Origin of the sequence: Paenibacillus phytohabitans (assembly GCF_013141775.1) — a bacterium.
Classification (GTDB): domain Bacteria; phylum Bacillota; class Bacilli; order Paenibacillales; family Paenibacillaceae; genus Paenibacillus_AQ; species Paenibacillus_AQ phytohabitans.
This window is the reverse complement of sequence record NZ_WHOB01000086.1, coordinates 148,949-173,780: the sequence shown is the minus strand read 5'-3', so window position 1 is coordinate 173,780 and position 24,832 is coordinate 148,949. Positions and strand designations below refer to the sequence as shown.

General features: G+C 50.6%; 19 protein-coding genes. 2 read left to right on the top strand and 17 right to left on the bottom strand.

The window, feature by feature from the left end; translation table 11 throughout:
• Positions 1–52: 52 nt before the first annotated feature.
• The 17 genes from GC101_RS28440 to GC101_RS28360 all read right to left on the bottom strand — a co-directional run bounded on the left by GC101_RS28440 (position 53) and on the right by GC101_RS28360 (position 22,579).
• The gene (locus GC101_RS28440; RefSeq protein WP_171720080.1) at positions 53–1,624 is read right to left on the bottom strand and encodes an extracellular solute-binding protein; all 1,572 of its coding nucleotides are present in this window, start codon (positions 1,622–1,624) and stop codon (positions 53–55) included.
• Positions 1,625–1,704: 80 nt separating this feature from the next.
• The gene (locus GC101_RS28435) at positions 1,705–2,577 is read right to left on the bottom strand and encodes a carbohydrate ABC transporter permease (RefSeq protein WP_342421543.1); all 873 of its coding nucleotides are present in this window, start codon (positions 2,575–2,577) and stop codon (positions 1,705–1,707) included.
• Between the two features lie 20 nt (positions 2,578–2,597).
• The gene (locus tag GC101_RS28430) at positions 2,598–3,563 is read right to left on the bottom strand and encodes an ABC transporter permease (protein ID WP_171720079.1); all 966 of its coding nucleotides are present in this window, start codon (positions 3,561–3,563) and stop codon (positions 2,598–2,600) included.
• A gap of 533 nt (positions 3,564–4,096) precedes the next feature.
• Positions 4,097–6,313 carry a helix-turn-helix domain-containing protein gene (locus tag GC101_RS28425; RefSeq protein ID WP_171720078.1) on the bottom strand — a complete coding sequence of 739 codons (2,217 nt, stop codon included), beginning with the start codon at positions 6,311–6,313 and terminating at the stop codon, positions 4,097–4,099.
• 531 nt (positions 6,314–6,844) lie between these two features.
• Complete coding sequence (gene gtfA, locus GC101_RS28420) at positions 6,845–8,314, bottom strand: sucrose phosphorylase (protein ID WP_171720077.1); 1,470 nt, start codon at positions 8,312–8,314, stop codon at positions 6,845–6,847.
• 13 nt (positions 8,315–8,327) lie between these two features.
• A complete protein-coding gene (locus tag GC101_RS28415; protein WP_171720076.1) occupies positions 8,328–9,284 on the bottom strand; it encodes a carbohydrate kinase family protein in 957 nt (318 codons plus the stop codon).
• 32 nt (positions 9,285–9,316) lie between these two features.
• A complete protein-coding gene (locus GC101_RS28410) occupies positions 9,317–10,171 on the bottom strand; it encodes an AraC family transcriptional regulator (RefSeq protein WP_171720075.1) in 855 nt (284 codons plus the stop codon).
• 152 nt (positions 10,172–10,323) lie between these two features.
• On the bottom strand, positions 10,324–11,451 hold the full coding sequence (locus GC101_RS28405) for a sialidase family protein (RefSeq protein WP_171720074.1): 1,128 nt from the start codon (positions 11,449–11,451) through the stop codon (positions 10,324–10,326).
• A gap of 72 nt (positions 11,452–11,523) precedes the next feature.
• On the bottom strand, positions 11,524–12,399 hold the full coding sequence (locus tag GC101_RS28400) for a carbohydrate ABC transporter permease (protein ID WP_171720073.1): 876 nt from the start codon (positions 12,397–12,399) through the stop codon (positions 11,524–11,526).
• Positions 12,400–12,411: 12 nt separating this feature from the next.
• Positions 12,412–13,371 carry an ABC transporter permease gene (locus tag GC101_RS28395; RefSeq protein WP_216626775.1) on the bottom strand — a complete coding sequence of 320 codons (960 nt, stop codon included), beginning with the start codon at positions 13,369–13,371 and terminating at the stop codon, positions 12,412–12,414.
• Positions 13,372–13,457: 86 nt separating this feature from the next.
• A complete protein-coding gene (locus tag GC101_RS28390) occupies positions 13,458–15,029 on the bottom strand; it encodes a type 2 periplasmic-binding domain-containing protein (protein WP_171720072.1) in 1,572 nt (523 codons plus the stop codon).
• Between the two features lie 183 nt (positions 15,030–15,212).
• Positions 15,213–16,103, bottom strand: coding sequence for a 4-hydroxy-tetrahydrodipicolinate synthase (gene dapA / locus GC101_RS28385; protein WP_171720071.1), 891 nt, complete (start codon positions 16,101–16,103; stop codon positions 15,213–15,215).
• Between the two features lie 77 nt (positions 16,104–16,180).
• The gene (gene pdxA / locus GC101_RS28380; RefSeq protein ID WP_171720113.1) at positions 16,181–17,185 is read right to left on the bottom strand and encodes a 4-hydroxythreonine-4-phosphate dehydrogenase PdxA; all 1,005 of its coding nucleotides are present in this window, start codon (positions 17,183–17,185) and stop codon (positions 16,181–16,183) included.
• A gap of 4 nt (positions 17,186–17,189) precedes the next feature.
• Entirely contained in the window at positions 17,190–18,554 is a 1,365-nt protein-coding gene (locus GC101_RS28375; RefSeq protein ID WP_171720070.1) for a four-carbon acid sugar kinase family protein, read from the bottom strand.
• Positions 18,555–18,626: 72 nt separating this feature from the next.
• On the bottom strand, positions 18,627–20,378 hold the full coding sequence (locus tag GC101_RS28370; protein ID WP_171720069.1) for a PrpR N-terminal domain-containing protein: 1,752 nt from the start codon (positions 20,376–20,378) through the stop codon (positions 18,627–18,629).
• A 74-nt stretch (positions 20,379–20,452) separates the two neighbouring features.
• Positions 20,453–21,613: an iron-containing alcohol dehydrogenase gene (locus GC101_RS28365; protein WP_171720068.1), complete on the bottom strand. Its 1,161-nt coding sequence runs from the start codon at positions 21,611–21,613 to the stop codon at positions 20,453–20,455.
• Positions 21,614–21,892: 279 nt separating this feature from the next.
• On the bottom strand, positions 21,893–22,579 hold the full coding sequence (locus tag GC101_RS28360; RefSeq protein ID WP_171720067.1) for a hypothetical protein: 687 nt from the start codon (positions 22,577–22,579) through the stop codon (positions 21,893–21,895).
• A gap of 195 nt (positions 22,580–22,774) precedes the next feature.
• On the opposite strand from GC101_RS28360, the gene GC101_RS28355 reads away from it, so the two are divergent.
• Together GC101_RS28355 and GC101_RS28350 are read left to right on the top strand one after the other, a co-directional pair.
• A complete protein-coding gene (locus tag GC101_RS28355) occupies positions 22,775–23,530 on the top strand; it encodes a LytR/AlgR family response regulator transcription factor (RefSeq protein ID WP_171720066.1) in 756 nt (251 codons plus the stop codon).
• Positions 23,517–24,815, top strand: coding sequence for an ATP-binding protein (locus GC101_RS28350; RefSeq protein WP_171720065.1), 1,299 nt, complete (start codon positions 23,517–23,519; stop codon positions 24,813–24,815). Before GC101_RS28355 ends, GC101_RS28350 begins: the two co-directional genes overlap by 14 nt.
• The last annotated feature ends 17 nt before the right edge of the window (positions 24,816–24,832 follow it).

Sequence of the window (24,832 nt, the reverse complement as noted above, 5' to 3'; positions counted from 1 at the left end):
GGCATGTCTCCATGTCTGCACAGCCGGTCATGAATTCGTGCGTGTAATAGACTTATTTGCTGCGCTCTTCGTAGATCTTCTGGGCTTCATCCAGCTCCGCTTGTCCGCCTGACTTCAGCCACTGGGCTTTGAAATCATCGAATGCCTTGTCCGTGTCTGCTTCTCCTGTGATAGCTTTAATATAAAACTGGGTCTGAAGCGTATTCAGAATCGTCTCATATTGCGCCTTTGTCGTCATAACAGTCGATTGCATCAGGTCTGTCAGCACAGTGAGTCCGTCGATTTTGGTGTACTTGTCACGGAAGGCAATTTTGTCGGCAGAGAAATGATATTTGGTCATTGCTTCCACCTTGCCGCCGAGCGGATTATAGAAGCCTACACCTAATGCCGCAAAAGTTTCCGCTGGATTCTCGATAGCCACAGCCAGATCGCCCTCCAGATTATACGTTACCCCTTCCTTGCCGAAAGTGGTGGTCAGATACCCTTCTTTATCCGTGGCGACATACTCCAGGATCTCCAGAATTCTCTGTCTCTTCTGATCATCCTTTTCAAGCTGAACGCCGAAGAAGATTGGAGGCTGCAAGGCGCCATTGGAGAATGCATACTTCTTGCCGTCAGGCCCGGTAAGCGGAGTCCCCGGAACCAGCTCAATTCCCTTATCTACCGATACCTGGCCGAAGTAGCCGTCTTTATACAGATGATGCCACATGCCGGTATCGAACATGCCGGTTCTCAAGCTGATAAATTTAGTCTGAATTTCACCATTGCCATCCGTAACGAATTCCGGGTCAATAATTCCCGCCTCGAACCATTTATTCAGAAGTGCCAATCCTTGTCTGGCTCCCTCCGTAATCGCACCGTATTCCACTTTACCGTCAGCTCCCAGCTTGAACTGGAACGGGTTCACACCGTAAGCGGAAAAGATGGGATTAAACATCTGCATTTGCGCATCTTTACCGCGTCCGGACATCCCGAAGGTATCCTTCTTGCCGTTGCCGTCCGGATCGCTATTCGTGAACTTGGTCAAGACATCTTCCAGCTCCGTCAGATCTTTGGGAGCCTCGTTATAGCCAATCGCTTTCAGCCATTGTCCGTTATACGCCGGCATGAAGCCTGTGCTGCCGTTGGACCATACCTTGGGAACTCCCCAGTTCTTGCCGTTATAGCTTCCCGCATCCCATGCCTTGGGATCAACACTCTCCACGTCTGCCACATATTTGGGCATATACGTCTTAATATCCTCCACCGGAATACTGGCGATTACACCCTGATCCGCCCATTGCACCATGTCCCCGACACTTCCATCGACAGCCAGAACATCCGGTATGTTGCCGGAGGCAAGCATGACCCCGAGTTGTTCCTTCCAGGTTGCCGTTTCAAATTTTACATTTTTAATTTTGACGTTGAATTTCTGCTCAATGAATTTCTGCACATAGCTATTGTCGGCTTCCGGCGCATTCCAGTTGTTCGCCCAGGTGATTTCAATTGGCGCTTCCGTTCCCGGATCCGCCGGAGTATTGGATGAAGAAGTACTATTATTTCCGTTATTGCTGCACCCGCTGGCAAGCAACGAGGTGGACAGCAGCAATGCTGCCATACCGGTCAACCATGGTTTTGTTTTCATTTTTCTAATATCCTCCCTTTTTTCCTCTGGTGCTTGTTATTTAAACAATCCTGCCTGTATAGCAGATTGAGTACAACCTGTTACCCTTTGAGCGAGCCTACCATTGTACCTTTGACGAAATACTTTTGCAGGAACGGATAGACAATGATAATCGGCAGAGCCGTGAACATCAGGGTGGCCGCCTTAATCGGCTCCTGATATCCCAAAGCCGTGTTTGTTGTATTGGAGGCGTACATGGACAGGTCCTCGCCTGTGATCACGACCCTCCGCAAAAAGGTGGTCAAGACCTGCTTGTCAGGGTCCTGAATATAGAGCACGGCATCAAACCAGGCGTTCCAGTGTCCAACTGCCGACCATAGAGACAGCGTAGCCAGAACCGGCAGGGACAGCGGCAATACAATCTGGAAAAGAATCCGCAAATCGTTCGCTCCGTCAATTTTGGCTGAATCCTCCAGCTCATCCGGGATCGCCTGAAAGAAATTGCGCAGAATGAGCATGGAGAAGGTGCTGACCAGCCCCGGCAATATGTATACCGCACGGGTATCCAGCAGCCCGAGGTTCTTAATCAGGAAATAGGTTGGAATCAGGCCGCCGCCGAAGAACATCGTAAATACGATCAGGAGCGTAAACACATTGCGGTGGGGCAGATATCTTCTCGACAGGGGATAAGCTCCCATGGACATGAAGAGAACGGAGCATACCGTACCCACTACGGTTCTGAAGACGGTATTGCCGAAGCCGATCCAGATATCATTTTTCCCCAGTACCCGCTCCCATGCATACAAGGATACCTGCTTCGGATACAGGTGGATGCCCAGTCTTAACGACTCTGCGGGACTGCTGAACGAGATCGACAGCATATGAACGAATGGATATAACATGATCATGCAGAGAATAACCATGAATGTAATCAGAAAGATTTGAAACAGCGTACTCCCTTTGCCTTGTCTCACTGCCTGGTGCTCCTTTCAAATTAGAATAATCCGTCTTGCCCCAGCTTCTTCGAGATATAGTTGGTGAACAGCACCAGCATGAAAGCGATCACATTCTTAAATAATCCTACCGCTGTCGTCAGACTGAATTGAAAATTCTGCAAGCCTACCCGGTACACATAGGTATCCAGAATATCAGCCACTTCATAGGTTGCGGGCGAGTACAGGTTCAGAATCTGGTCGAACCCTGCATCGAGAATTCCGCCCATCCGCAGGATAAGCATCAGCACAATAACGGGCAGGATGGACGGCAGCGTGATTTTGAGGGTCTGCTTCCACCTGCTCGCCCCGTCCATGACAGCCGCTTCATATAAATCGGGGGAAACTCCCGTGAGCGCAGCCAGATAGATGATCGTCCCCCAGCCTACTTCCTTCCAGATCGCCGAGGTCACCAGTGTAAATCTGAAATAATGGGGATCACCCAGGAAATAAACCGGGTCAAGTCCGACCAATGTAATCAGATAATTCACCACTCCAGTGGATGGGGAGAGCAAGGTGATCAGAATCCCGCCCAGAATGACCCAGGAGAAGAAATGAGGCAGATAGGTAAGCGATTGGGCGATCTTCTTAAACTTAGACGACCGGATTTCATTAATCATCAGCGCAAGAATGATCGGCGCGGGGAAGCCGAATACAATATGATAGATACTGATGACAACCGTATTCTCCAGAATTTTGAAGAAGTCAGGCGATTGCAGGAACAGAAATTTGAAATGCTTCAGTCCGACCCAGGGGCTCCCCCAGATCCCATCCATAATCCGGAAATCCTTGAATGCCAGCTGAATTCCATACAAAGGCGAGTATGCGAATACGGCGTACCAGATCAGTACGGGTGTAAGTAATAGAAAGAGATACCTGCATTTTTTATATTCTTTCCATACTGCTGCGATCTTTGAGGTTTTCCTCCCGGGCCGGGTTTTCCCGTCCGAAGTGACTAGCGAGGTCATTACAGTTGCTCCTTTCCAAAATAGACAAGCTCGGTATATTCATCATGTGCCGCTCACAAATGTAAGTTTAGATTTATGGAAGCGCTTTTTCTAGTTCAACTTCATTCAATTCCTTATACTTTCTTTCGTTTTGCCGCCTGCAGAAGTTCAATTATTTAAGCGGTTATCCACTTTCGGCCGAAAATCTGAACACATCAGCGACTCTTTCTCATGAATAGTAGCCGCTACTCAAAATGCTGAAGCGCTACCTCCCCTTATGAAATTAAGTGGTAAAACGTATCTTATTTTTGCTATTTAAGTATCGTGCTGTTTGACATTGCCTCCTTCGCCCTTTAGCAAGTGTAGAATATCCATCTATTTTTCAGCTGCCGCGGTATCCCGACTCCCGTAGGTGTCTTCCCACGCCGTATAAGCCGCTTCTTCACCGTTATCCTCACCTTTTCAAACTGCATCATTTCCTATACAAACAAAAAACCTTCATTGGCGTGAAGGTTCGGGATAATTAATATTTAAGGCTGGCGTTGCTAGGACATTCAATTCTCCAAAGTGATCCAATCCGCGTGATCCTTATGCGATTTCCGGTATTGGACAGGGGTGACGCCGTACCGGGCTTTGAATTTGCTGTGAAAATATTGCGGATTACGGTAGCCGACCTGCTCGGCAATCACAGCGATAGACAGCCGCGAATCGGCAATCAGCAGCTCAGCGGCCTTCTCCAGTCTCAGCTTCGTTACATATTCGGTGAACGGGGTTTTGGTGACCTCACTGAATAAGGTGGAGATATAAGCCGGTGCCAGCGAGACTTCCCTCGACAGAATCTGCAGCGATAAGTCCTCATGCAGGTGACTGGATATGAAGGCCTTTAATGTACGGATGACCTCCGCATGGGCATGATTGCCTTCAGCATTCATCAGTTCTGTAATTTCTGTACACAGCTTCCGGATGCTTGTCATCGTTTCGTACAGGGTATCCTTCTTCAGCTCGTCGAACAGATTGGAATACGGAAGCAGATGCTGCAGCTTCAGCTCAATCACACATTGGTACAGCTGGGCGATCAGCTGGAGCACGGCCAGCTCTGCGGCATCAATCTGGACCTCTTCTTTATGCAGCGCCGAGACAAAGGTATCGAGGAAATCATTCACTCCCTTAAGGTCCCCTGCCTTCAGCGCATTGCTGTAATGCTCAAAATTAAAGAACATAGGCTCCGCATTCAGGGACTGCGTCTTGTGGAATGAAATCACCGTATGCTTGCCGTAGATAAAATGATACCGGCTGGCCTGCTGCGCCGTCTGATAGGAATCAGGAATATCTTCAATAGAATGAACCTTCCGGCCAATGGCCGCCTGAAAGGTGAAGCCCTCGCCGGAGATCCGCTGCAATCCCTGCAGATCATTGATAAGAATGGACGGTTCAAAGCCGCAGTCCAGTTCCAGGTAATACAGAATGACCGCCTCTCTTGCATTGAGTGAGATGAATTCTCCCGGAAGCGTGCTGTAGAGCTCATACCTGGCTTTTAACCCCTCCGGCTCCCCTGCGGTAAGCTGAAGGTAGGCTGCACAATAAGCGGTATCCGGCAGTACTCTCTCCTGATGCTCCTCGCTCTGGCTGACCCCCAGCAGCAGATTGATAAGCTCGCTCTTCCTCGCCTGGGATTCCAAATCCACGATCTTGTCTTTCATTAAGGAAAAGGTATCCCCGATAATCATATACTCATTCCCGCGGGAGTCATGTGAATGCGCCGGCTGGAAGCTGCCGATCTTGGCCATCAGCTGTTTAATGGGGATATAGAGCTGCTTGGAGAACAGGAAAGAGATAAGTAGTCCGAACAGAATAATGACGGCCGAGGCGGTATATAGCCCTGTTTTTAGATGCTCGGTGAAGAGTTCTACGGTATTGGTCGGCCGGTACATCGCATAGGTCCATTGATGAGCCGAATGAACGGATGGAAGCTGTGATAAGACTCCCGGCACTCCGCCCTCCTTAATCCTTCTTTCCTGGGCAGACCCGGAACCAAGCGCTTCCTGCAAAAGCTCATCGATTCTGCTATTCTCACCACCTGCTGAGAACAGCACATGATCCGCTCCATCCAGCACCAGCAGCTTATCTTCCGGAGAACTAAGCATCGGAGCCACAACGGTCTGCAGATAGTTCACGCCTACATCGATGATGAAATACCCCGCAGCCTTCACACTCGGCAGTTGATAAGGAAGCTTAATCACATAGCTGATAACCTGCTCACCGTTTGCGTTGGTCCGGACTGTCCACTTCTTCAGCGGCATATGGGCCAGTTTCCAGTAGAATCCCGATTCCAGCGAATTGGCCGTTTTCATATAAAACTTGTCTGCATCCACTACATAATCATTCCCTGGGAAATATACAGCCACATTAGTGACACCCGTATTCTCCACCTTGAAGAACTCCAGATCATTATTAAAGGAAGCCGCCCGGCTCAGATTCCCCTTCCAGCCCCCGTACAGCAGTTGGCTCAGGTTGGCGTTGCTTTGGATAAAATTGATGGATAAAGCCTTGTTCTGCAGGTTATCCTCATATTTTTTGAGCAGTGTCTGTTCAATAAACGTCTGAACGGCATTCAGCCGGGTGACACTGTCCTTGGCGATTTCCTGATCCATCATACGGTTGGCCTGGGTATACCAATAGCCGCCCATCGCACTGATTAGAACAACAGAAAGAATGGTATAGGATAAAACCAGGTGATTGAATATGGTTTTTTTATAACCGTATTTGTTCATGCTGCTCCCCCTTTTCTCTGTATACCCGCTTACAATTTGGCACCCGCTAAATAAAACGCTTTCATAAATAACCTCCAATAACCTCTAAGGAAGCAAGCTTCCTGCACTCTCTTCATGATACCAGCTTTTTAAATTTCTTTACTATTATAAAATCTTTCGATTTATTCATTTTATTTGCGAAAACGGGCTATTCTGCGAATAAGCTATCAGGTGAAACATATAACTTCTTATATTTCAAGAATAAAATCGCCCGGAAGGCGAATCAAGTGGCACATCAAAAGTAAATTAACTATCCGGAGATCAGAAGGATTTATCCCTTTGTTTTTCCCGTACAGCCCATGTTCAAAGGAATTCATACCCCATTTGGCTCATCTGCCTATCGTTGGCACATTGTATTCGGTTTTTCGCATACATTTGGCATGAAAGTTATCCACAACAGACGAATATCATAATTTCCTATATAACAAAAAAAGCGGTATCTGACTGCACTTCCCTGTCAGGCACCGCTTTACCATTTGATCATTCTATCCCTCAAACCTCAAACTGAACACTCGACCCTTCCGGTCCCGCATAATCAATGACCGTCCGGTTATTGCCCAGATCAATATGCAGCGTGCAATGCAAATCTCCCTTGGTCCACTGCAGCCGGACCTCATGACTTGCCGATTCCAGCACGCGGAATTCACCGTTAAACGCGCCGTATTCGTTGCGGAACCGGATCAGTGCAAGGAGACGCTGGACTACGCCCCTGCCAAGCGCCTGCTCAATCTCGTCTATACTGAAGTTATGACGGTTAATCTCCCGCCCTTCTCCTGTGCGGCGAACCGCTTCGTCATCGTTCTCTCCGGCCAGAAGTCCGGCGTAATACACCTGCGGGATGCCGGGAGCGAAGAACTGGATGGCACGGGCTGCCAGATAAGCGTCATCATCGCTGTTCAGCACGGAGTAGTAGGAGCAGCGGATCTGGTGTACATCGAATCCATCCTCGGCCTTATGACCCTCAGAGACAATCAGGCTCAGATTGGCGCCGCGTTCAAGACAAGCATCGACCAGCTTACGTGCTTCCTTCGTGTCGATTAACCCGTCAAGATCGGGCTTGACGGGGATACCGTCATGACAGTCCAGCATCGTGAACTGCTTCGCAGGGCGCGTAGTCAGGTATTCCTTCAGCGCTTCCGCATTTTTGTTGACAAGGGTATCAAGGATGCGGTAAGGCAGAATGAAATCATAGATCCAGAACCCGCGCTCCGCCAGTTTATATTGAATGCTGTAGTGGGAATGAACCTCTGGCAGCAGCTCGATATCCAGCGAATCGGCCAGCTCCCTGATCCAGTCCAGGAACCCGTAGATCTCAGGCTCAACGAAGAAGCAGCTTGTACCCAGCTTCTTGATGATGTAACCTACAGCATCCAGCCGCACAATCTTTACGCCGTTGTTACGGAAATTCCCGAAGATATCGCTCAGCAGCTGCTTAACCTTATCCGAATGTATATCGAGGTCAATTTGTTCCGAGGGATCGGTTTTGCCGAAGGTCGTCCATACCTTCTCCTCTTCACCCGTCTCTCCGACCGTGAACGTGGAATAGGGCAAGGGGCGTCGGAGAAACATTTTGCCGATATCGGCCTGCACAGGCTGTCCGTCTGCCCAGACCTTGTCGAGTGTCAGGAACAAATCCACGTACGGGGAGCGTCTTCCCTGTCTCAGGAAATCCTGGAAATACTCAGACTGCCGGGAAATATGATTAACCATCACATCCAGCAGCACATCATGCTTCGCCCCAATCACCTTAATATCTTCCCAGGAGCCAAAGGCAGGCTCGATCTCAAAATAAGTAAGCGGAGCAAAGCCCCGGTCGCCCGAGGAGGGAAACGGGGGAAGGATATGAATACCGCCCTTAAAAATATCTGAAAAATACTCATCCAGCACATGGTTTAGGGTCTGCAGGTTCCCGCCCAGCGAGTCGGGATACGTAATCAGCTGCACTTGATTGTGAATTGCCATAACTCTCGCCCTCCTAGATTTGGTACTTCGTCTTGAATGTCTCAAGTTCCGGCAGCTCTACGACTGCCCCTGTATATTGCAGCTTATACGCGCTGACTGCCAGCCCGAACTCCAGCGCTTTGCGGACCGGATAGCCCTTGATGAGCGCCGTGTACAAGCCGGACCAGAAGGCATCCCCTGCCCCCGTCGTATCTGTCACCTGCGTAGCCAGCGTATCCATCTTCACCGTTTCCTGCCCGTTTGAGGCGATCGCGCCGTCTTTGCCCAGAGTCAGAATGACCAGCTTCACTCCCAGGTCCAGGAATTTCTGCAGCTGATTCTCCGGGGTGTCTTTCCCGAACAGCCGCTCGGCATCGTCTTCCGACGGCTTCGCGATATCCACTTGCGGGAGAATCGTTTTGATATACTTAACCCCGTCCTCCCCTTTCTCCCATAGTGCCGGATGGTAATTAGGATCGAAGCAGACAAGAACCCCGTTCCGGCGGGCATCCCGGATCACTTGCTCTATCGCCGATCTCACCGGTTGCCTGGACAGAGGCCAGCAGGAAAAATGAACGATCTTCGTCCGCAGCAGGGCTGAGCGCAGCTCCTCGGTGTAGGTAAGCCGGTAATCGGCTCCCCGGTAGAAGATCGGGACCGGCGTGGACTTGCTCTTGGTCACGACCACCAGGCTCGTTGCTTCGTTTACATGCTGTACGCAGCTTGTATCCATCCCCGCTCTCTGCAAATGCTCCACCAGAAACAGCCCGAGCCCATCGTTCCCCACCGCAGACGCCACAAGCGGGCGGATGCCCAGCCGCTTGCTATTCATGGCGATATTAGCCGGCGAGCCTCCGAAATATCTGTGGTACATGCTGTACTCATAGGAGTCACTGTATCCCTCCGATATCATGTCTACCAGCAATTCCCCGACCGTTAGAAGATCGATGTCCTTCTCTTTAAATTTCAGGCTATGCGCAAAATCAAACATGGGTATTCCCCCATTCATCTATAAATACGGATTTAGTTCAACAACCCCTGGTTGTGTTTCTTATAGGACATGGGAGAGACTCCCGTTACATTTTTAAACATCTTAGAGAAGTAGAGTGAATCCGTAATCCCGACGGAAGCTGATACTTCCTGAATGTTAAGGTCAGTCTTCTGCAGGAGCATTTTGGCATTCTGGATGCGGATTTTGCTGATATATTCCGGGATAGACATTCCAGTGATCCGCTTAAAGTAACGGGAGAGGTAGGAACGGCTATAGTTGACGTGCTTGCACAGCATATCCACATCAATATGCATGTAGTAGTTCTGCTCGATGAACAGAACGGCCTGCTGTACCACGCTTTCGGAGCCGGTCCGCAGGCCGGCCTCGCCGTAATGCTTTGACCCCTGCTCAACCAGGTGGAAAATATGCAGCAGATAGCTAATGCACAGCAGCTGCCCGTTCCCCGCTTCCGGAAGCTCCTGGATCAGCAGCAGCATTTTATTAATAATGGTATGTGTTGCAATTCCCGCCAGGCAGCAGTGATTAATATCGAGCCCCATCAGATTCAGATAATAGGGAATATGCTGGCCGCCAAAGGAGACCCACATAATCTCCCACGGGTCCTCGGGGTCGGCATAGTAGAAATGCTTTTCTCTGGGAATCAGGATAAACATGTCTCCCTGGTTCTGCATTTTGTTGACATGATCGCCCTGGGTTAAATAGCCCTTGCCGCTGAGGACAAACACCATTTTATAAGTCTCCAGGACGCGCGGGCCAACGACATGGTCTTTGCCGCACTTCCGGTGACCAGCCCAGGTAATATAGGCAGACTGCTCCATTTGTGTTTTGGTCGGTGTGTAAAAATGCTGTACAATATGCTCTTCCATTTCTGCTTCACCTCAATGAAGTTGCCGTAATTTAAGTCTCTCACTGTACCGCACCGCTTTTTCTTTGTCAACCGGCCCAACTGGAAACAGCACTGCCGTCCTTTCATGTCTAAAAGAGCCCCGTAAAGGGGCTCAGCCCGGCAGCATTCCGGTTACTCGGCACCGGTAACCCACTGCTCCGTGAAGGAGATAAATTTCATCGTGCGGCGGTTGCCGAAGGAATATGCTGCATGCAGACTTCCATCCGCCGCCTGCATGATGCATGGATATTCATAGCGGCGGTTGCGGATTAGATTTTTGTGGCCGCTGAAGCCCTCACCTGTCTCCACATGACGGCGGTACGGCCACGTTCTGCCCTCATCCTCTGAAATGGCTACAGTAACAGGACAGCGTTCAAACGGCCAGACGGTAATATCCGGCTTGTCATTGAAGCGCAGATCATTGTAAATGATGGCGAGCTTGCCGCTCGCAAGCTTGATGGCGGAAATGCTGGAGTTGTTGTTCGGCAGCTCAGTGCGTACCGGTTCCGTCCAGTTCTCCCCGTTGTCATCCGATTTGGCAAAGTAAATATAGTCTGCCGCGCGGCTGCGGAAGAGCCCGATCAGCTTCCCTGGCGCCATCTCGATCACGTTGCAGTGCACACGGCCGCGGCTGCCGGGAACCTCGACGCTGCGCCAGGTCGCGCCTTCATCGTCGGAGATGTTCATGACCGTAATATCGCTGCCGTTGCGGGTATCATCATTGAAGCAGATCCAGTTCTCAAAGATCCATCTTCCGCTGGAGAGAATCTGAATTTTCTGGCGGCAGAATGAGCCTTCACGCGGGAACATAACCTCCGCCTCCCCCCAGGTATACCCGTTATCCCTGGAAACCTTGCGGTAAATCTTGGAGGTGTACTGCAGGTTGAACTCCGGCGGCTCATCGGCGGTACGGGCCCGCTGGGCCGTGTACATCACCCACAGCTCGCCGTTCGGATGAAGAAACAGGGACGGATTCTGCTCGCTGAAGCCGTTATCGTCTGAAATTCTCACAGCAGGTGTCCAGGCATCCGCCCCGGCGTTCAGACGGGACATCACGATGCTGACATCCGGGTTGCCTTCATCCGAGCCGGCAAACCAGACGCAGAGCAGATCGCCGCCCGGCAGCTCCTGCAGGTCACAGGCATGGCTTGTTTCGAAATCACAGGGCAATAGGGATTCCGCCAGTCCGAGGCGGCGGTTGAAATACAGCTTTCCGTCTTCAGTAAGGTCATTTAATTCAATCATAGGATGATTTAACATATTGCACTCCTTTAGTTAAAATATAATAATTCATAGGTTTCACACGATAATATATCCTTCTCTATTAGTGGCTTATTTCACGGAGCCAAGCAGAATCCCTTTCTTGAAGTACTTCTGCACAAACGGATAGATCAGCACAATCGGTACCATCGCTACGAAGATGGCCGCTGCCTTCAGGTTGCCGGGGTTCAGCATAATGCCGTCCTGGATAATCGTGCGGAAGGCCGTATTGGAATCGCCCGAGCTGATGACCAGTCTTTTCAGCATAACCTGAATCGTCTGCAGGTTCGGATTTTGCAGGTAAATGAGCGGCATCAGATACTGGTTCCAGATAAACACGGCATAGAAGACGCCGATTGTGGCCAGGATCGGTTTGGAAATGGGAAGAAAGACACGGCTCATAACCTGAAAATCGTTGGCGCCGTCGATTTTGGCTGCTTCCTCCAGCTCTGTTGGCAGGCCATCCAGGAAGGTCTTGGTAATAATCAGAAATTGTACATTGATCGCATTGGGAATAATCATGACCAGCCAATTGTCCACAAAACCAAGCTTATTCAAGACAATATAGGCCGGAATAATTCCCGCTTCAAATACCCAGGTGAACACGAACAGGCTCATGATCAGAAAACGGCCCTTAATCTGCTTGCGGGACAACACATAGGCCGTCATATACGTCAGCATAAGCGCAACAACTGTACCAATCGCCGTATAGATGCCCGAATTCAGCAGCCCGCGGAGAATGCCGAGACTGGAGTTCGTCAAAATATATTGATAAGCTTCAAAGTTAGGGTTCTTCGGAAAGAACACGACGTCTCCTGAGGCGATGCTTCTTCCGTCACTGATGGAGAGAAAGAATATATACAGGAAAGGATACGTACAGACAAGAGCGATCAATAGCAGAAAAATATTGTTGCAGATGTCGAACAGACTGATCTTTGTTCTCATCATCCTTCTCCTTTCTCAGAATAGCCGTGTATCGGAATATTTAGTGGACAGCTTATTGGTTCCGACAACCAGAACGTAAGCAACAAGCGATTTCAGCAGATTGACTGCCGTGCCGTAGCTGTATTCCGGGAACCCTGTGCTGGCAAAGGCCAGGCGGTATACATAAGTCTGTATAACATCAGCCGTCTCATAGACGCTTTGATTGTACATAAGCAAAATCCGGTCCAGATCGACCGTGAAAATGTTGCCGACGCTGATAATCAGCATGATGGCAAGCGTTGGCTTCAAGGAAGGGAGCGTGATATGAAGCATTTGCTGAAAGCGGCTGGCACCGTCCAGCGAAGCAGATTCATAGACGGATGGATCAATAGCAGCCATTGCAGCAATATACACGATTGCCGAATAGCCGAAGGTCTGCCATACCTGGAGCAGCACATAGTTACTGCGGAACCATCCCGGTTCTGCCATGAAGTAGATGGTGTCCAGGCCAAAACGGGCCAGAATGTCGTTAACCAGGCCGGTCGAAGGCGAGAGCAGCGTGTACAGAATGCTGACCATAACGGCCGAAGAGATGAAATAAGGCAAGAAGCTCAGGGATTGCACGCTTCCTTTAATCCAGCGGACCCGCACCTCGTTCAGCAGCAAGGCGAACAGAATCGGAATGGGAAACGTGAATAGCAGGGAATAGAAAGCGAGAATGAGCGTATTTTTGACAAGGGTCCATATATACGGGTCTTCAAAGATACGCTGAAAATGCTCCAGACCGACAAACGGACTGCCCAGCACCCCGCGAAAAGCGCTGAAATCCTGAAAAGCGATAATCATCCCGCCCAGCGGAGCCAGTTTGAACAATACCAGGCTGATCAAACCGGGCAAAAGCATGAGCAGCAGGAGCTTGTTCGTATTCATATAGGCGAGAAAACGGCGCATCCCCGTTTTTCGGGGAAGAGGCGTCATTCTGTCACTTGTTATCACTTTCTCCACCACCCATTTGATCTGAATTTGTACCCTGTATTTAGGTGCCGCGCCTTCCGGGGGGAAGGCGCGGCCAGTGCTGTTGTTTACTTGTACATGGCGTCGTAAGCTTCTTGCTGTAGGGCTACAATCTTCTTATATCCTGCTGTTTCCATTTCACCGAGGAAGGCATCCCATTCACTCATTGGGCGTTTGCCGTTGACGAATTCCGTCACTCCTGCGGTAACCGCCTCATTGACCTTAGCGGAAAGATCAGCCAATTGTTTAGACTGATCAGCCGAGTAGGTCACCTGTACACCGGTTTTCAGACTTTCGTCTGTGAACAGCTCCAGTGCAGCATTGCGTACAAGCTCTGTATTCCAGGAGTAGAACGCGTCGTTGTCAATCGGCTTGACGAAGGTGAGACGGTCGTTAAGGAAAGACCAGCGCGGTTCTCCGGCGGGCGTTGCTTCCTGCTCCGTGAAGTCCACTGTGTACTGCTTATTTCCGCCCTCATCTTTATAGCTTTCCCCTTCAACGCCCCATGAAACCAGCGTCTGTCCTTCATCGGAATAGAGATAGTCCAGGAATTTGATAATCGTCTCTGCTTTGTCTTTACTGTCTGCGTTAATAACCATTGCTCTTAGGGTGTTGTATTGGGTTTCCGTTGTCTGCACGGAAGGCTTTCCGTTCAGGTCCTTCAGATAAGGCAGGATGGCAATCTTGTAGTCCGGATCGTTGTCCGGTCCTCCATTATCCATGAACCAGGATGGACGGGTCAGGTAGTCATAGCTGATGGAGCCTTGTCCTGTAAGCATTTTGGATTCCCAGCTTTCCTCCGTACCGGAGCCTGCCACCCATTCAGGGTCGATCAAGCCTTCGCTGTAAAGTGTTTTATACCACTCCACCATTTTCTTGTATCCGTCGGAATACAGGTCAGTGCCCGTTTTGCCGTTGCCGTACACCCCTCTGGATATGCCGTCATCGTAATTCGCGGCTGCATTGAACGCGCTCTGGAAGCGGATATAGCCTTCACGGCCGACCATCGGATAGTAATTCTTATCATCCTTGCCGTAATACGCTTTCAATTTGCGCATCGCATCGGTCAGCTCATCAATCGTCTGCGGAGCCTTGGTAATGCCGGCCTTCTCGAAATGATCGGCGCGGTAGAAGATGAAGTCTGCAAAACGCGGAGCTTCGGCAACCAGCCCGAATATTTGTCCGTCCTTATCGGTAATCAACGTTTTGTAACTGGGGTTCTTCTCGATATAGCTCTTGATATTAGGCCCGAACTCTTCAATATACGGAGCCAGGTCAACAAACGCGCCTTGGGCACCGTATACGGTAGCCTGTGAAACGGAAACAATACCTGAATCAGGGAAGGTACGGCTAATAATTTTCTGGTCCACGGAAGCGTAGTACTCATCATCGTTAGAGCCGCCGGGAACAAATTCAACGGTCGTGCCTGTTGCCGTTTCCACATGCGGATACCACTTGTCTTCCTTCAGCCAGTTGATAAATTTATCATGCATCAAATAAGAAAAGCTGCTGCTTCCTTCCGCCCCGCTGTTGCCGTTGTTAGAGGTATTCGTTTTTGTATTTTGTGAGCAGCCGGCCAGCACAGACCCTGAAGCAAGCAGAGCGGCAAAGACTAAATAAAACGCTTTCTTTTTTCTCATTATTAGTTCCCCCTCGAAGTGTAATTTGAAATACTAAGAGTGTCTTCAGAAGTAGTATCTCATGACCCAAGTATAAAATTAATGCAAAAATAGCTATACCTCATGGAAAATTGCGCACAAAATCTTTTTTGTGCTACTGTTTTTTAATAGGAGTTGCAATTTGCAATACAATAGGCCGAAAAATCACAATAACCCTCTCGCTGTATAATCGGCCACCATACCTCGCACCTCCTCCAAGGCCTGGGGGGTGAGCGGAGCTACCGGCCGCCGGGCCGGACCTGCCGGTAAGCCGATTTCATCCAGCACCGCTTTCAGCACGGAAGGCAGGGTACCCAGCGCAAAGGCTGCCCGCAAACCGCGGAGGACACGCTGCGCCTGCTCTGCCTGCTCATATTCACCGCGGCGCCAATGCTCATAAATGGCCACCACTGTGGCCGGGAAAATATTGGCCGTTGCCGCAATAGCCCCTGTGCCGCCCGCCATCAGCGTGGACAAAATCAGCGAATCCGTTCCGGCAAGCACGGAGAAGGATTCCGGTGTGCGGTCGATCAGCTGCAGAATGTTATCGAAGCTGCCGCTGCTGTCCTTGATGCCGACCACATTCGGCAATTCCGCAAGCCTGGCCACAGTCTGCACGCTGAGGGTATTGCCTGTACGGACCGGAATCGTATACAGCACAAGGGGCAGCGATGTTTCCCCTGCTACGGCTTCAAAATGGTATTGCAGCTCAGCCTGCGTATAGGTAAGAAAATAAGGGGTAATCACGGAAAGAGCGTCCGCTCCCGCCTGCTCCAGTCGTTGCGCCAGACGGCTGGTCTCGCGTGTTCCGGAACAGCCTGCACCTGCATATACGGGCACACGGCCGCGGGCCTCATCAATGACGATTTGCGCTACCTCCAGCTTCTCTTCAAAAGAAAGATTAAAGAATTCGCCGTTGGTCCCCAGGCAAAACAACCCGTGCACTCCGGCATCAATGTAACGGTTCACCATCTTCCGCAGTGCCTTCTCGTCAATCTCCTCCCGCTGATCCAGCGGAGTGACCATCGCAGGTATAATTCCCTTCACTTCCAGCATGGTTCCCAGTCCCTTCCTATTCATTCAGATTCATTTCAGATCTATTTCAAGCGCAAACCTTCCCGGTATGTTGATGCTTAAACCGTCTGCTTCGGGGCCAGTTCAACAGCCGAACGGATCGCCTCCAGCATGCTTTTCTCATCCGCAATGCCTTTTCCCGCAATATCAAACGCTGTGCCGTGATCAACAGAGGTACGGATAATCCCGCCCTTCAGACCCACGGTAATATTAACGCCGTCCTCTATGCCCAGCACCTTAATGGGCGCATGTCCCTGATCGTGGTAGCAGGCGACAACAATATCAAAGTCTCCCCGCATGGCCCTGTAAAAAAGGGTGTCCGCCGGAGCAGGACCATATACATCCATTCCTTCCATCCGTGCTTTCTCTACGGCCGGAACCAGCTTCTCTTCCTCCTCTCCGTTTCCGAACAACCCGTTCTCCCCTGCATGGGGATTGATGCCGCACAGGGCAATCCGCGGATGATTATTCCCCGCTGCCCGCAGCACCTGATCCGCCAGCTTCAGCACCTTATACGTCCGTTCCGGCGTAATCAACTCCACAGCCTTGATCAGCCCGACATGGGTCGTCAGGTGAATAACCTTGAGGCGGCCGGTGGACAGCATCATCGAGAAATCCTCCGTCTCTGTCAGCTTGGCCAGAATTTCGGTATGTCCGGGATAGAGATGCCCTCCCTTATGCAGCGCCTCCTTATTCAGCGGGGCGGTACAGATGGCCTGGACTTCACCGGACTTCGCCAGCTCAACAGCCTTGGCAATATAATGGAAGGCTGCATTTCCCGCCGCTGCGGACAATTGCCCGTAAGGAACGGCATCCGGCAGAAGCTTCAGATTGATGCAGTCAATGATCCCGTGCTGGAAAAGCGCCTCTGCGACTCCTTCTATCGGGCGAATCTTCATTGCATCCCGGCTGGAGATGGCAGCCGCCCTCTCCAGCGTTCCGGTGTCACCGACAACGAGCGGGCGGCACACCTCATAAATATCAGGGTGCGATAACGCCTTTACAATAATCTCAGGACCGATACCGGCCGCGTCCCCCATAGTAATGGCAATAATCGGCTTCATCATGTCACACCTCTCTCTGCAGAGCCTTCACGGAGCGTACCAGTACCTGATCGCTTCCGAAAGCCCCCGCTTTCGTAATAATATATCTGCCGGATTCACCCGGCGTCCGCCCAAGCGGGACTCCGTTCTCCACCTCATTAATGAGCTTAATCTCCACATCGCTTAAATGGTGGCAGACCTGCTTCGCGGTATCTCCTCCGGTTAGTACCATATGGCGGATACCGCACTCGGCGATAATCTCAGCAGCCACCCGGCCAAGCGCTGCGCTGATGCGCTCGCCTACTTCCGTAGCGCTCAGGCCACCGGTGCGCCCAAGCTCAGTGACACGGTCGACCTCTTCCGGATTGCCCGGCGTATAGAGCGCCACATGCCTTCCCTCCCGGGAGATGATACCGGTTGCAAGCTCACGGACCCGGTTTAATTCCACAGCGCATGTTCCCGGGAAGAGCAGCTTATCCGATTCAACCACGAGAGCAGAGACACCCTCTTCTTTGACCAGCTCGGTCAGCTGGCGGCGCGACCACGGATTGACACTGCCCACTACAATAAGCACAGATTTCGGATCTGAATACAAGGAATTCCCCCAGTGGGTTGCCTGGCTTTTGTCCGGCCTCTCCAGTACTACCCCAGCTCCCGCTTGCTTCGGCGCTTCCCTGATGCTGCAGAGAATCTGCGTTGTTAATGCGCCGGCCAAACCCGCTGAACCGGCCCATACCACTTTCGGACCTCCCGGTCCTCCGGGGAACAAGGAAGCGATCAAGGCCAGATCCTCTTCCTGCTCCGCATCGAACACAAGGTAAGGAATGCCTGACTGGCGGCAGCCGGCAAGCCGCTTATCCAGCGCAGCCCGCCCGCCTCTCAGCAGTTCCAGCGGAATAAGGGCGGCCGGATAACGGCTTTGCCGCTCAAGAATGGCAGAGAAGGCCGATTCCGTTGCCGGATGCTTGGGATCATTGGCCATCTCCGTCTCGTGCAGCGGCATCCCGTTCACATACACAATTCCTTCTGTCAGCGTGCGTCCCACCTTCGGGAAAGCCGGGGCAATAACAATGAAATCAGGCTGCAGCGTCTCATAAACCGCGTCCAGCTCACTGCCGATATTTCCGCGCAGCGTAGAATCAAACTTCTTATAGATGACAGGAGAGGTAGCTTCTCCGCCGCGCCCCAGAAACAGACATACATCCTTGACTCTCTGATAAGCCTCCTGCGGAGGAAGAGAGCGGCTGTCGGTATCAAATACAACAGCCTCCTGTTTCCCGCCGCCCGTCTTAAGCTCCAGGAGTACAGAAGTGGACAGGCCCTGACGGGCCATTTGCACCCCCGTATCATTCGCCCCGGTCAAGTCATCCGCGATGACGGCGATGTTCATTTTCTAACCCCCTCCATACAACAGCAATTACACATATACAGCAGAACGCTGCTTCAGGGAGCAGCCGCCCTGTCAATCCTCTTTTAATTTGCGCCACAGCGTTGAGCGGTTGATGCCAAGCCGCTTGGCGGCCAGCGACTGGTTCATATTCTCCTGCTCCAGGACGGTCTGGATGATATCCCGTTCAATGTCCTCCAGCGGCTGATACAGGTTCAGTTCCTCCCTGCCGGGCACCGTGTCTAACCCGCTGCGTGCTTTCCGGCTTCCTTCCTCCAGCAGCGCCAGCGCCTCAGGTTCAATGAACGGCCCCGTGGATGCCGCTACAAAGAGATCCATCACCGTGCGCAATTCGGTGAAATTACCCTGCCACGGATGCGCGAGAAGCGCCTCCATGACCTCGCTCCGGATACCGGCAATCTGCTTGCCCTGGCGTTCATTCGTCCAGATCAGGCAGGCGCGGATGCTGCGTTCCAGCCACGGCGTATCCCGCAGGGCCGGAAGCGGGATTCTCCGGTCCTGTAAGCTGCGCAGCAGCTTGCCGGCCAGCCGGTCCTCAGCAGCGAGCACCTCCGGATCCCTGTCAAACAGAAACACCGTCTTCATCTTGCGCTTGATAATGAATTCAGCCAGTTCCCTCTGCTGCTTGGCAGAGAGCAATTCCGCCCCTTCTATGGCGGTAACGCGCCCGCCGCCGTACAGCATCAGCTCCATCATGGCTTTCAGCACCTCTTCCGATGATCTCCGGATATTAAGGTGCAGAATGCCGTCCCTTGATTCGGAGAGGGCGGCGTTGATAACGTAACGCTTGCGCCCGCTGCCCTTTTCGCCATATACGGCTGCGGGATAAGCCTGAAAGTCCGTCTCCAGCCCGACGTCTTCCCGGTGGGAGAAATAAGGGGCTTCCGTCAGAAGGTAACTGGCGGCAAGACCGCTGCGTTCCGGTTCATCAACGGATGAATGCAGCATATACAGTAAGCGTTCATCTGCGGCAGGCAGTATTTGCGCCTGCAGGTACAAGCCCTGCTCCGGTTCATAAACGGATGTCACCGTATCAAAGTCCGCCCCCCGGCCGGCGTCCCTGAGCATTTCCCGCAGACCGGGGTACATGGTATAGAGCGTATCTGCTGTTTCAGGAAGCCGCAGAAGCTGCTTGAACGAAGGGTTGGCGAACTCCAGCTTGCCGCCTTGATCCACCGCCGCATATCCGTCCTCCAGCTTACCGAGCATGGCTTCGTACATTTCATTCTTGACCTTCAGCTTCCGGGCTGATTTATAGAGCTGTCCGGCCCGCGAGAACGCTTCCATTAATGACTCCCTGCCGGAGGTAATTAATACGCCCTGCAGACCGCTTTCGGCCGCGATCTTGACCGTAATGCTGTCGCCAATGATAACCTGGATGCCTCTCGCTTTGGCGTCTGCCAGGGCAGCACTGACTTCCTGCTCCTGATGGATAACCGTGTATGAAATATCGACCTCCATCAAGCTGGACACGGACATAAAGCCTTCGATGATATTGGGGAATCCGATCATTTCACATTTGGCATTGTATCCTTGTACCAGCGTCAGGATCCGTAATATGTCGAATCCGGAAACGGGAATTTCCACAACGGGCAGATAGGAATGCTTTTGCAGCAGCTTTGCCGTCCCGCCTCTGCTGATAATGATATCGTAGCCCTCCGAGTGAATGCGGCCGATCAGCGGCAGCACCCTCGACAGATCTCCATGCTCCACTACAATCTCAAATTCCTGCAGCTCATTCTGTAAGCTTAGCGTTAATTCAAATAACCCCGGGTAAGGAGCAATGACAATTGCTTTAATTTTCATGCAGCTATTCATCCTTGTTTTTTTAATGCCATTATAACCCAGCCGCCGTTCATTAGGCAGCATCAAACCATTCCTTAGTGAAACAGCTTGCCGTATACCGCACCGATGTCATCCAGCGTCATCACCTTCGGGTTGTTAGCCATCAGCCGGGTAACCTGCGAAGCCGCGAGTGAAAGACCGGGAATATCGCCGCGCGCAGCTCCGAAGAGCGTCAAATCCTGAGGAATGCTCATCTCCTGCGTCCACAGCCGGATTTGCCCGATCACCTGCTCCGCATCCCGCTGTCTTCCCTCTCCGGTCTGAAGCCCCATCGCTCCGGCTACAAGAGCCAGCCGTTCCACAATCGCATCGAAATTAAATTCCATTACATGCGGCAAAAGCATGGAATTAGCCACTCCGTGCGGCACATGAAATTTCCCGCCAATCGGATAAGCCAAGGCATGTACAGCTGCCGTTCCGGCGCAGGTCAATGCCATTCCGCCGTACATGGAACCGATCAGCATATCCTCCCGAGCTTTTCTGTCGTCTCCGTGGTGATAGGCCTGCAGGATACTGGCAGAAATGCTGCGGATGGATTCAAGTGCGAACATGTCGCTGAACCGGTTGGCCTTGTTGGAAATAAACGATTCAAGCGCATGGGTATAGGCATCCATTCCTGTCGAGGCTGTAATATCACGCGGCAAACCAAGCGTCAACAGCGGGTCCAGAATGACTAATGCCGGCAGCAGGTACCGGCTGACAACACCGATCTTCAGCTCTTCCTCCGGCAAAGTCACAATAGCGTTGGGTGTCACTTCCGAGCCTGTGCCCGAGGTGGTGGGAATCAGGACTGTCGGAATACCCGGATTCGGAATCAGATCCGTCCCCAGCATGTCACGGACAGAGAGGCTGTTGGTCTTCATGACAGACAGAAGCTTGACAACATCCAGCACACTGCCTCCGCCGATACCTATAATCGCATCGCAGGGAACTTCGGCTATTGCGCCGGAGAGCGCTTCCAATTGGGCGATGGTCGGTTCAGGCTGAACATCGGTATTCCAGTGCACGGCGATCCCGCCGCTCTTCAGGCGGTTTGTAACTTCATCCAGCGTGCCGCTGCTTTGAAGAAAGGGCTGGGATACAAGCAGTACCGATTTCAGAGATCCCAGTCTTTGCAGATGCTCCACAATCCGCTCCAAGGAGCCGCAGCCCGCGATAATGCTGCGAGCCGTTTGAAAGAAATACTGTTCCATCATATCTTCTCCTCTGGATATCTTGATACATCTGTATTCGAAATTAGTATAGCATATCGTTGCAATAATTCAACGTTTAATTGTTTATATGGAGGTAAAATAAAATATAGTTGCTTTTTGCAACGTTATCTTATGAAAATCAAATGAACTCATTTGATCTGTGATTTCTATAAGCTATAGAATCCAAACTTTAAGCGGGATATATTCAACAAAAAAACCCGCCCACCCATTAGGGCTGACGGGTAAACAGTATGAATTGTACGAATATCCTGAACCAGGACTTTAATTTCTTTCAAGTGTCGCCAGGGAAACCATTACCCAGGGAGAAAACTTATTGGACAATGCGCCTTTAGGATTGTGTATCCGGAAAAGAAAAGCTTCCCCTGCCTGATTCTTCCATACCATATAATCTACTACTCCTTTATCACCAGTAGCCTGCAAATACAATTCTGCAAACCCGAGCGGATGTTCAACCAATTCCCCGCTATAATCTTTAGCACTGCCTGTAGCGGTAAGCTCAGTTTCACCTTGTTGCTTCAGCGCAGTGAGATCGTATTCAGAAGCCAAACTTTCAATTTCCGCATAGTAGGCCGGGTCCTCCGTAAGTGATAAACGGTTAGTCTGTGCATTCAATGTGAAATCCCCAGTGATATATAGGGAATAGCCATCACCTTGCTCCAGTGTAGCCGTTTGCCCGCTAACCCCACCCTCCTGTTCACCGAATTCCCGGGTCTCTGGCCGTTCAGAGGTCTGAGGATCAGTAGGGTCAGGAGCTGCGGACGCTGGTGCCTCCGTGGCGGAGGGAGTGGCCGAAGGTACTGGAGTGGCTGTAGCTTCAACAACTGGCGTCGTCGCTATACTTGTTGCTGTTGGCTCTGTCTCATTTGCAACTTCATTGTTGCTGCACGCGCCTAAAATTGAGGCGGATAGAATAATAGTGGCAGCTGCCGAAAATAATTGTTTGTTCATTGTATACCTCCTCTATCTGGATAATAGTTATTACCCAAAACCTGCACTCCCTCCCCCAGAGCCCCCAATCCGACTGTATTCCAGGGATTCCAATTTGCATTTGATCCAAGAAGTTGTTTGTCATTATTAATAATGCTATATACTGTTATGAATACATTTATAGGATATTGCACCGGAACGAAAGGGGTGGCATTCATGTATAGAGTAGCGATATGCGATGATGAGGAGAAGCAGCGGGAGCTTGTTAAAAGAACTCTGATAGGCTTATCCATCAAGACAAATATTGAATTCGAGATGGAGTTATTCCACTCGGGAGAGCGGCTGGCCGCTCATTATGAGCGCGGCGAAGTGCCCTTCCATATTCTAATTCTTGACGTGGAGATGGGCGGAATGAATGGGATTCAGACTGCACGGAGAATCCGCGAGCTGAAGCACTTTGATGAACAGATTATTTTCCTGACCAGCTACCCTCAATATATGGTGGAGAGCTTCGATGTCATCACATTCCAGTATTTAATCAAACCGGTAGCACCTCTCCTCCTGGAAGAGAAGATCACCAAGCTATGCCAATATTTTCAGGCCCAAGATAAGAAATTCATGGTCATTAAATCCGGTTATGATGAGGTTGTATTAAGATATGATGATATCCTTGCGATTGAGGTTGCCAAAAGCCTTACAATAAAAAGCAAGCTGCATGTGATCACCAAAGCCCAAATCTATGAGAGCAAGGGTATTATTGCAGATTATGCCGCAGCTCTAAAAGACAGTAACTTCCTGCACATCCACCGTTCGATTATTATCAACCTGCTGCATGTGAAGAAGTTCGCCAGCGGCTCCGTTCTCATGTCGAATGGGATGGAGCTCCCTATAGGCCGCTCCAAGATCAAAGAGGTTAAAGATTACTACACCAAATTCATGATCATGAAGGGTAATTCGTATGATTCTATATAACCTGCCGATCGTCCTCTGTGTGCTGCTGGTGATGTGCTTTCAAACCAACTTTTTCTTCAATTCCGTCTTTGACAAGTCTGCCAGGAAGGCTAACCGGATCGTTTACTTCATTATTTACGGATTGCTTTGTTTCATGTATTTAGTCATTCCGATGAATTCCTATATAGCCTCTTGTGTCGCATTGCTGATGATTTTTGGTTTGGCGCAATCCTATGATGTGGAGATTAAGACCAAGGTCATTTTTTCCATCCTGTATGCGGTTTTGATGACAATGGTCAGTTTTATCTCGCTTTATATTTTCTCAAGTCTGGATTCCATAGATTTCACTACCCTGGATTCGGGTAACGGGCAGGACCGGCTGACCTTTACGAAGGCCTTAATCCTTAGCTGTGTGATTATGTTTGCTGTTATTCAGGTGATCAGATTCATTTCCAAACGCAGAAGCTTCTCTTTGCCTTACCGTTACTACATTTTCTTCTTGATCGTCCCCCTGGTCAGTATCTATCAGATCAATGTATTTACTGTCACCAGTGAGAAAAACATCTATTATTTCATGGCGATCATCGGATTCCTGTTCCTGAATGTGATGGTCGTCTATATTTTCGATACGATTATTGATAAATTTCAATTCATGCATGAGAATGCACAATTGCAGCACCAGATGAATTATCAGGATGCGAATTATGAGAAAACGGTGCACAGCTTCAAATCCATTAAGCGGATTATTCACGACACCCACCAGCAGTTTCTCTACATTGAAGAGTGTATTAAACGAAATGATTCAGCGGCGGCACTGGAGCATATCAGGGTTACCTTAAATAAAGTCGAGGACGCCTATCAGCGGGTGAACACCGGACATCTCGTTATAGATGCTCTGGTCACGAATACCCTCAATATTGGACAGGCCAACGGAATTAGAATAGATACCAGGCTTCAGCTCTATTCGCTGGAAGTAAATATTGACCGTTATGACCTATGTGTCGTTCTTGGCAATATGCTGGATAATGCGATAGAAGCCTCTAAGAAAGTTAAGGTGGCAGAGGACCGGTACATGCTCATCCAGATTCATTCGAATGAATCTGCGCTGTTCATCCACATCCTTAATCATATGGACAAAGTGACCGCCCCCTTGCACAGCCAGAAGCCGGACCCGGAGTATCATGGCATCGGCTTAACCAATATAGCCAGAATATGCGATAAGTACGGTGGCAACATGACCATCGAGTCCGGACACAAAGTCTTTAACAATATGGTCGTCCTCCCCTTTCACACGGTCAATCCTTAGACAAAACCATTGTTTAG

Coding starts and splice junctions, on each gene's coding strand:
- dapA (WP_171720071.1), bottom strand. CDS start 16,103: ATGCTGGAAGTGAAGGGAATTATACCTGCGATGGTCACTCCGCTGGAT.
- GC101_RS28430 (WP_171720079.1), bottom strand. CDS start 3,563: ATGACCTCGCTAGTCACTTCGGACGGGAAAACCCGGCCCGGGAGGAAA.
- GC101_RS28415 (WP_171720076.1), bottom strand. CDS start 9,284: ATGTTTGATTTTGCGCATAGCCTGAAATTTAAAGAGAAGGACATCGAT.
- GC101_RS28370 (WP_171720069.1), bottom strand. CDS start 20,378: ATGAAAATTAAAGCAATTGTCATTGCTCCTTACCCGGGGTTATTTGAA.
- gtfA (WP_171720077.1), bottom strand. CDS start 8,314: ATGGCAATTCACAATCAAGTGCAGCTGATTACGTATCCCGACTCGCTG.
- GC101_RS28360 (WP_171720067.1), bottom strand. CDS start 22,579: ATGAACAAACAATTATTTTCGGCAGCTGCCACTATTATTCTATCCGCC.
- GC101_RS28440 (WP_171720080.1), bottom strand. CDS start 1,624: ATGAAAACAAAACCATGGTTGACCGGTATGGCAGCATTGCTGCTGTCC.
- GC101_RS28375 (WP_171720070.1), bottom strand. CDS start 18,554: ATGAACATCGCCGTCATCGCGGATGACTTGACCGGGGCGAATGATACG.
- GC101_RS28400 (WP_171720073.1), bottom strand. CDS start 12,399: ATGATGAGAACAAAGATCAGTCTGTTCGACATCTGCAACAATATTTTT.
- GC101_RS28355 (WP_171720066.1), top strand. CDS start 22,775: ATGTATAGAGTAGCGATATGCGATGATGAGGAGAAGCAGCGGGAGCTT.
- GC101_RS28365 (WP_171720068.1), bottom strand. CDS start 21,613: ATGATGGAACAGTATTTCTTTCAAACGGCTCGCAGCATTATCGCGGGC.
- pdxA (WP_171720113.1), bottom strand. CDS start 17,185: ATGAAGCCGATTATTGCCATTACTATGGGGGACGCGGCCGGTATCGGT.
- GC101_RS28425 (WP_171720078.1), bottom strand. CDS start 6,313: ATGAACAAATACGGTTATAAAAAAACCATATTCAATCACCTGGTTTTA.
- GC101_RS28405 (WP_171720074.1), bottom strand. CDS start 11,451: ATGTTAAATCATCCTATGATTGAATTAAATGACCTTACTGAAGACGGA.
- GC101_RS28390 (WP_171720072.1), bottom strand. CDS start 15,029: ATGAGAAAAAAGAAAGCGTTTTATTTAGTCTTTGCCGCTCTGCTTGCT.
- GC101_RS28410 (WP_171720075.1), bottom strand. CDS start 10,171: ATGGAAGAGCATATTGTACAGCATTTTTACACACCGACCAAAACACAA.
- GC101_RS28350 (WP_171720065.1), top strand. CDS start 23,517: ATGATTCTATATAACCTGCCGATCGTCCTCTGTGTGCTGCTGGTGATG.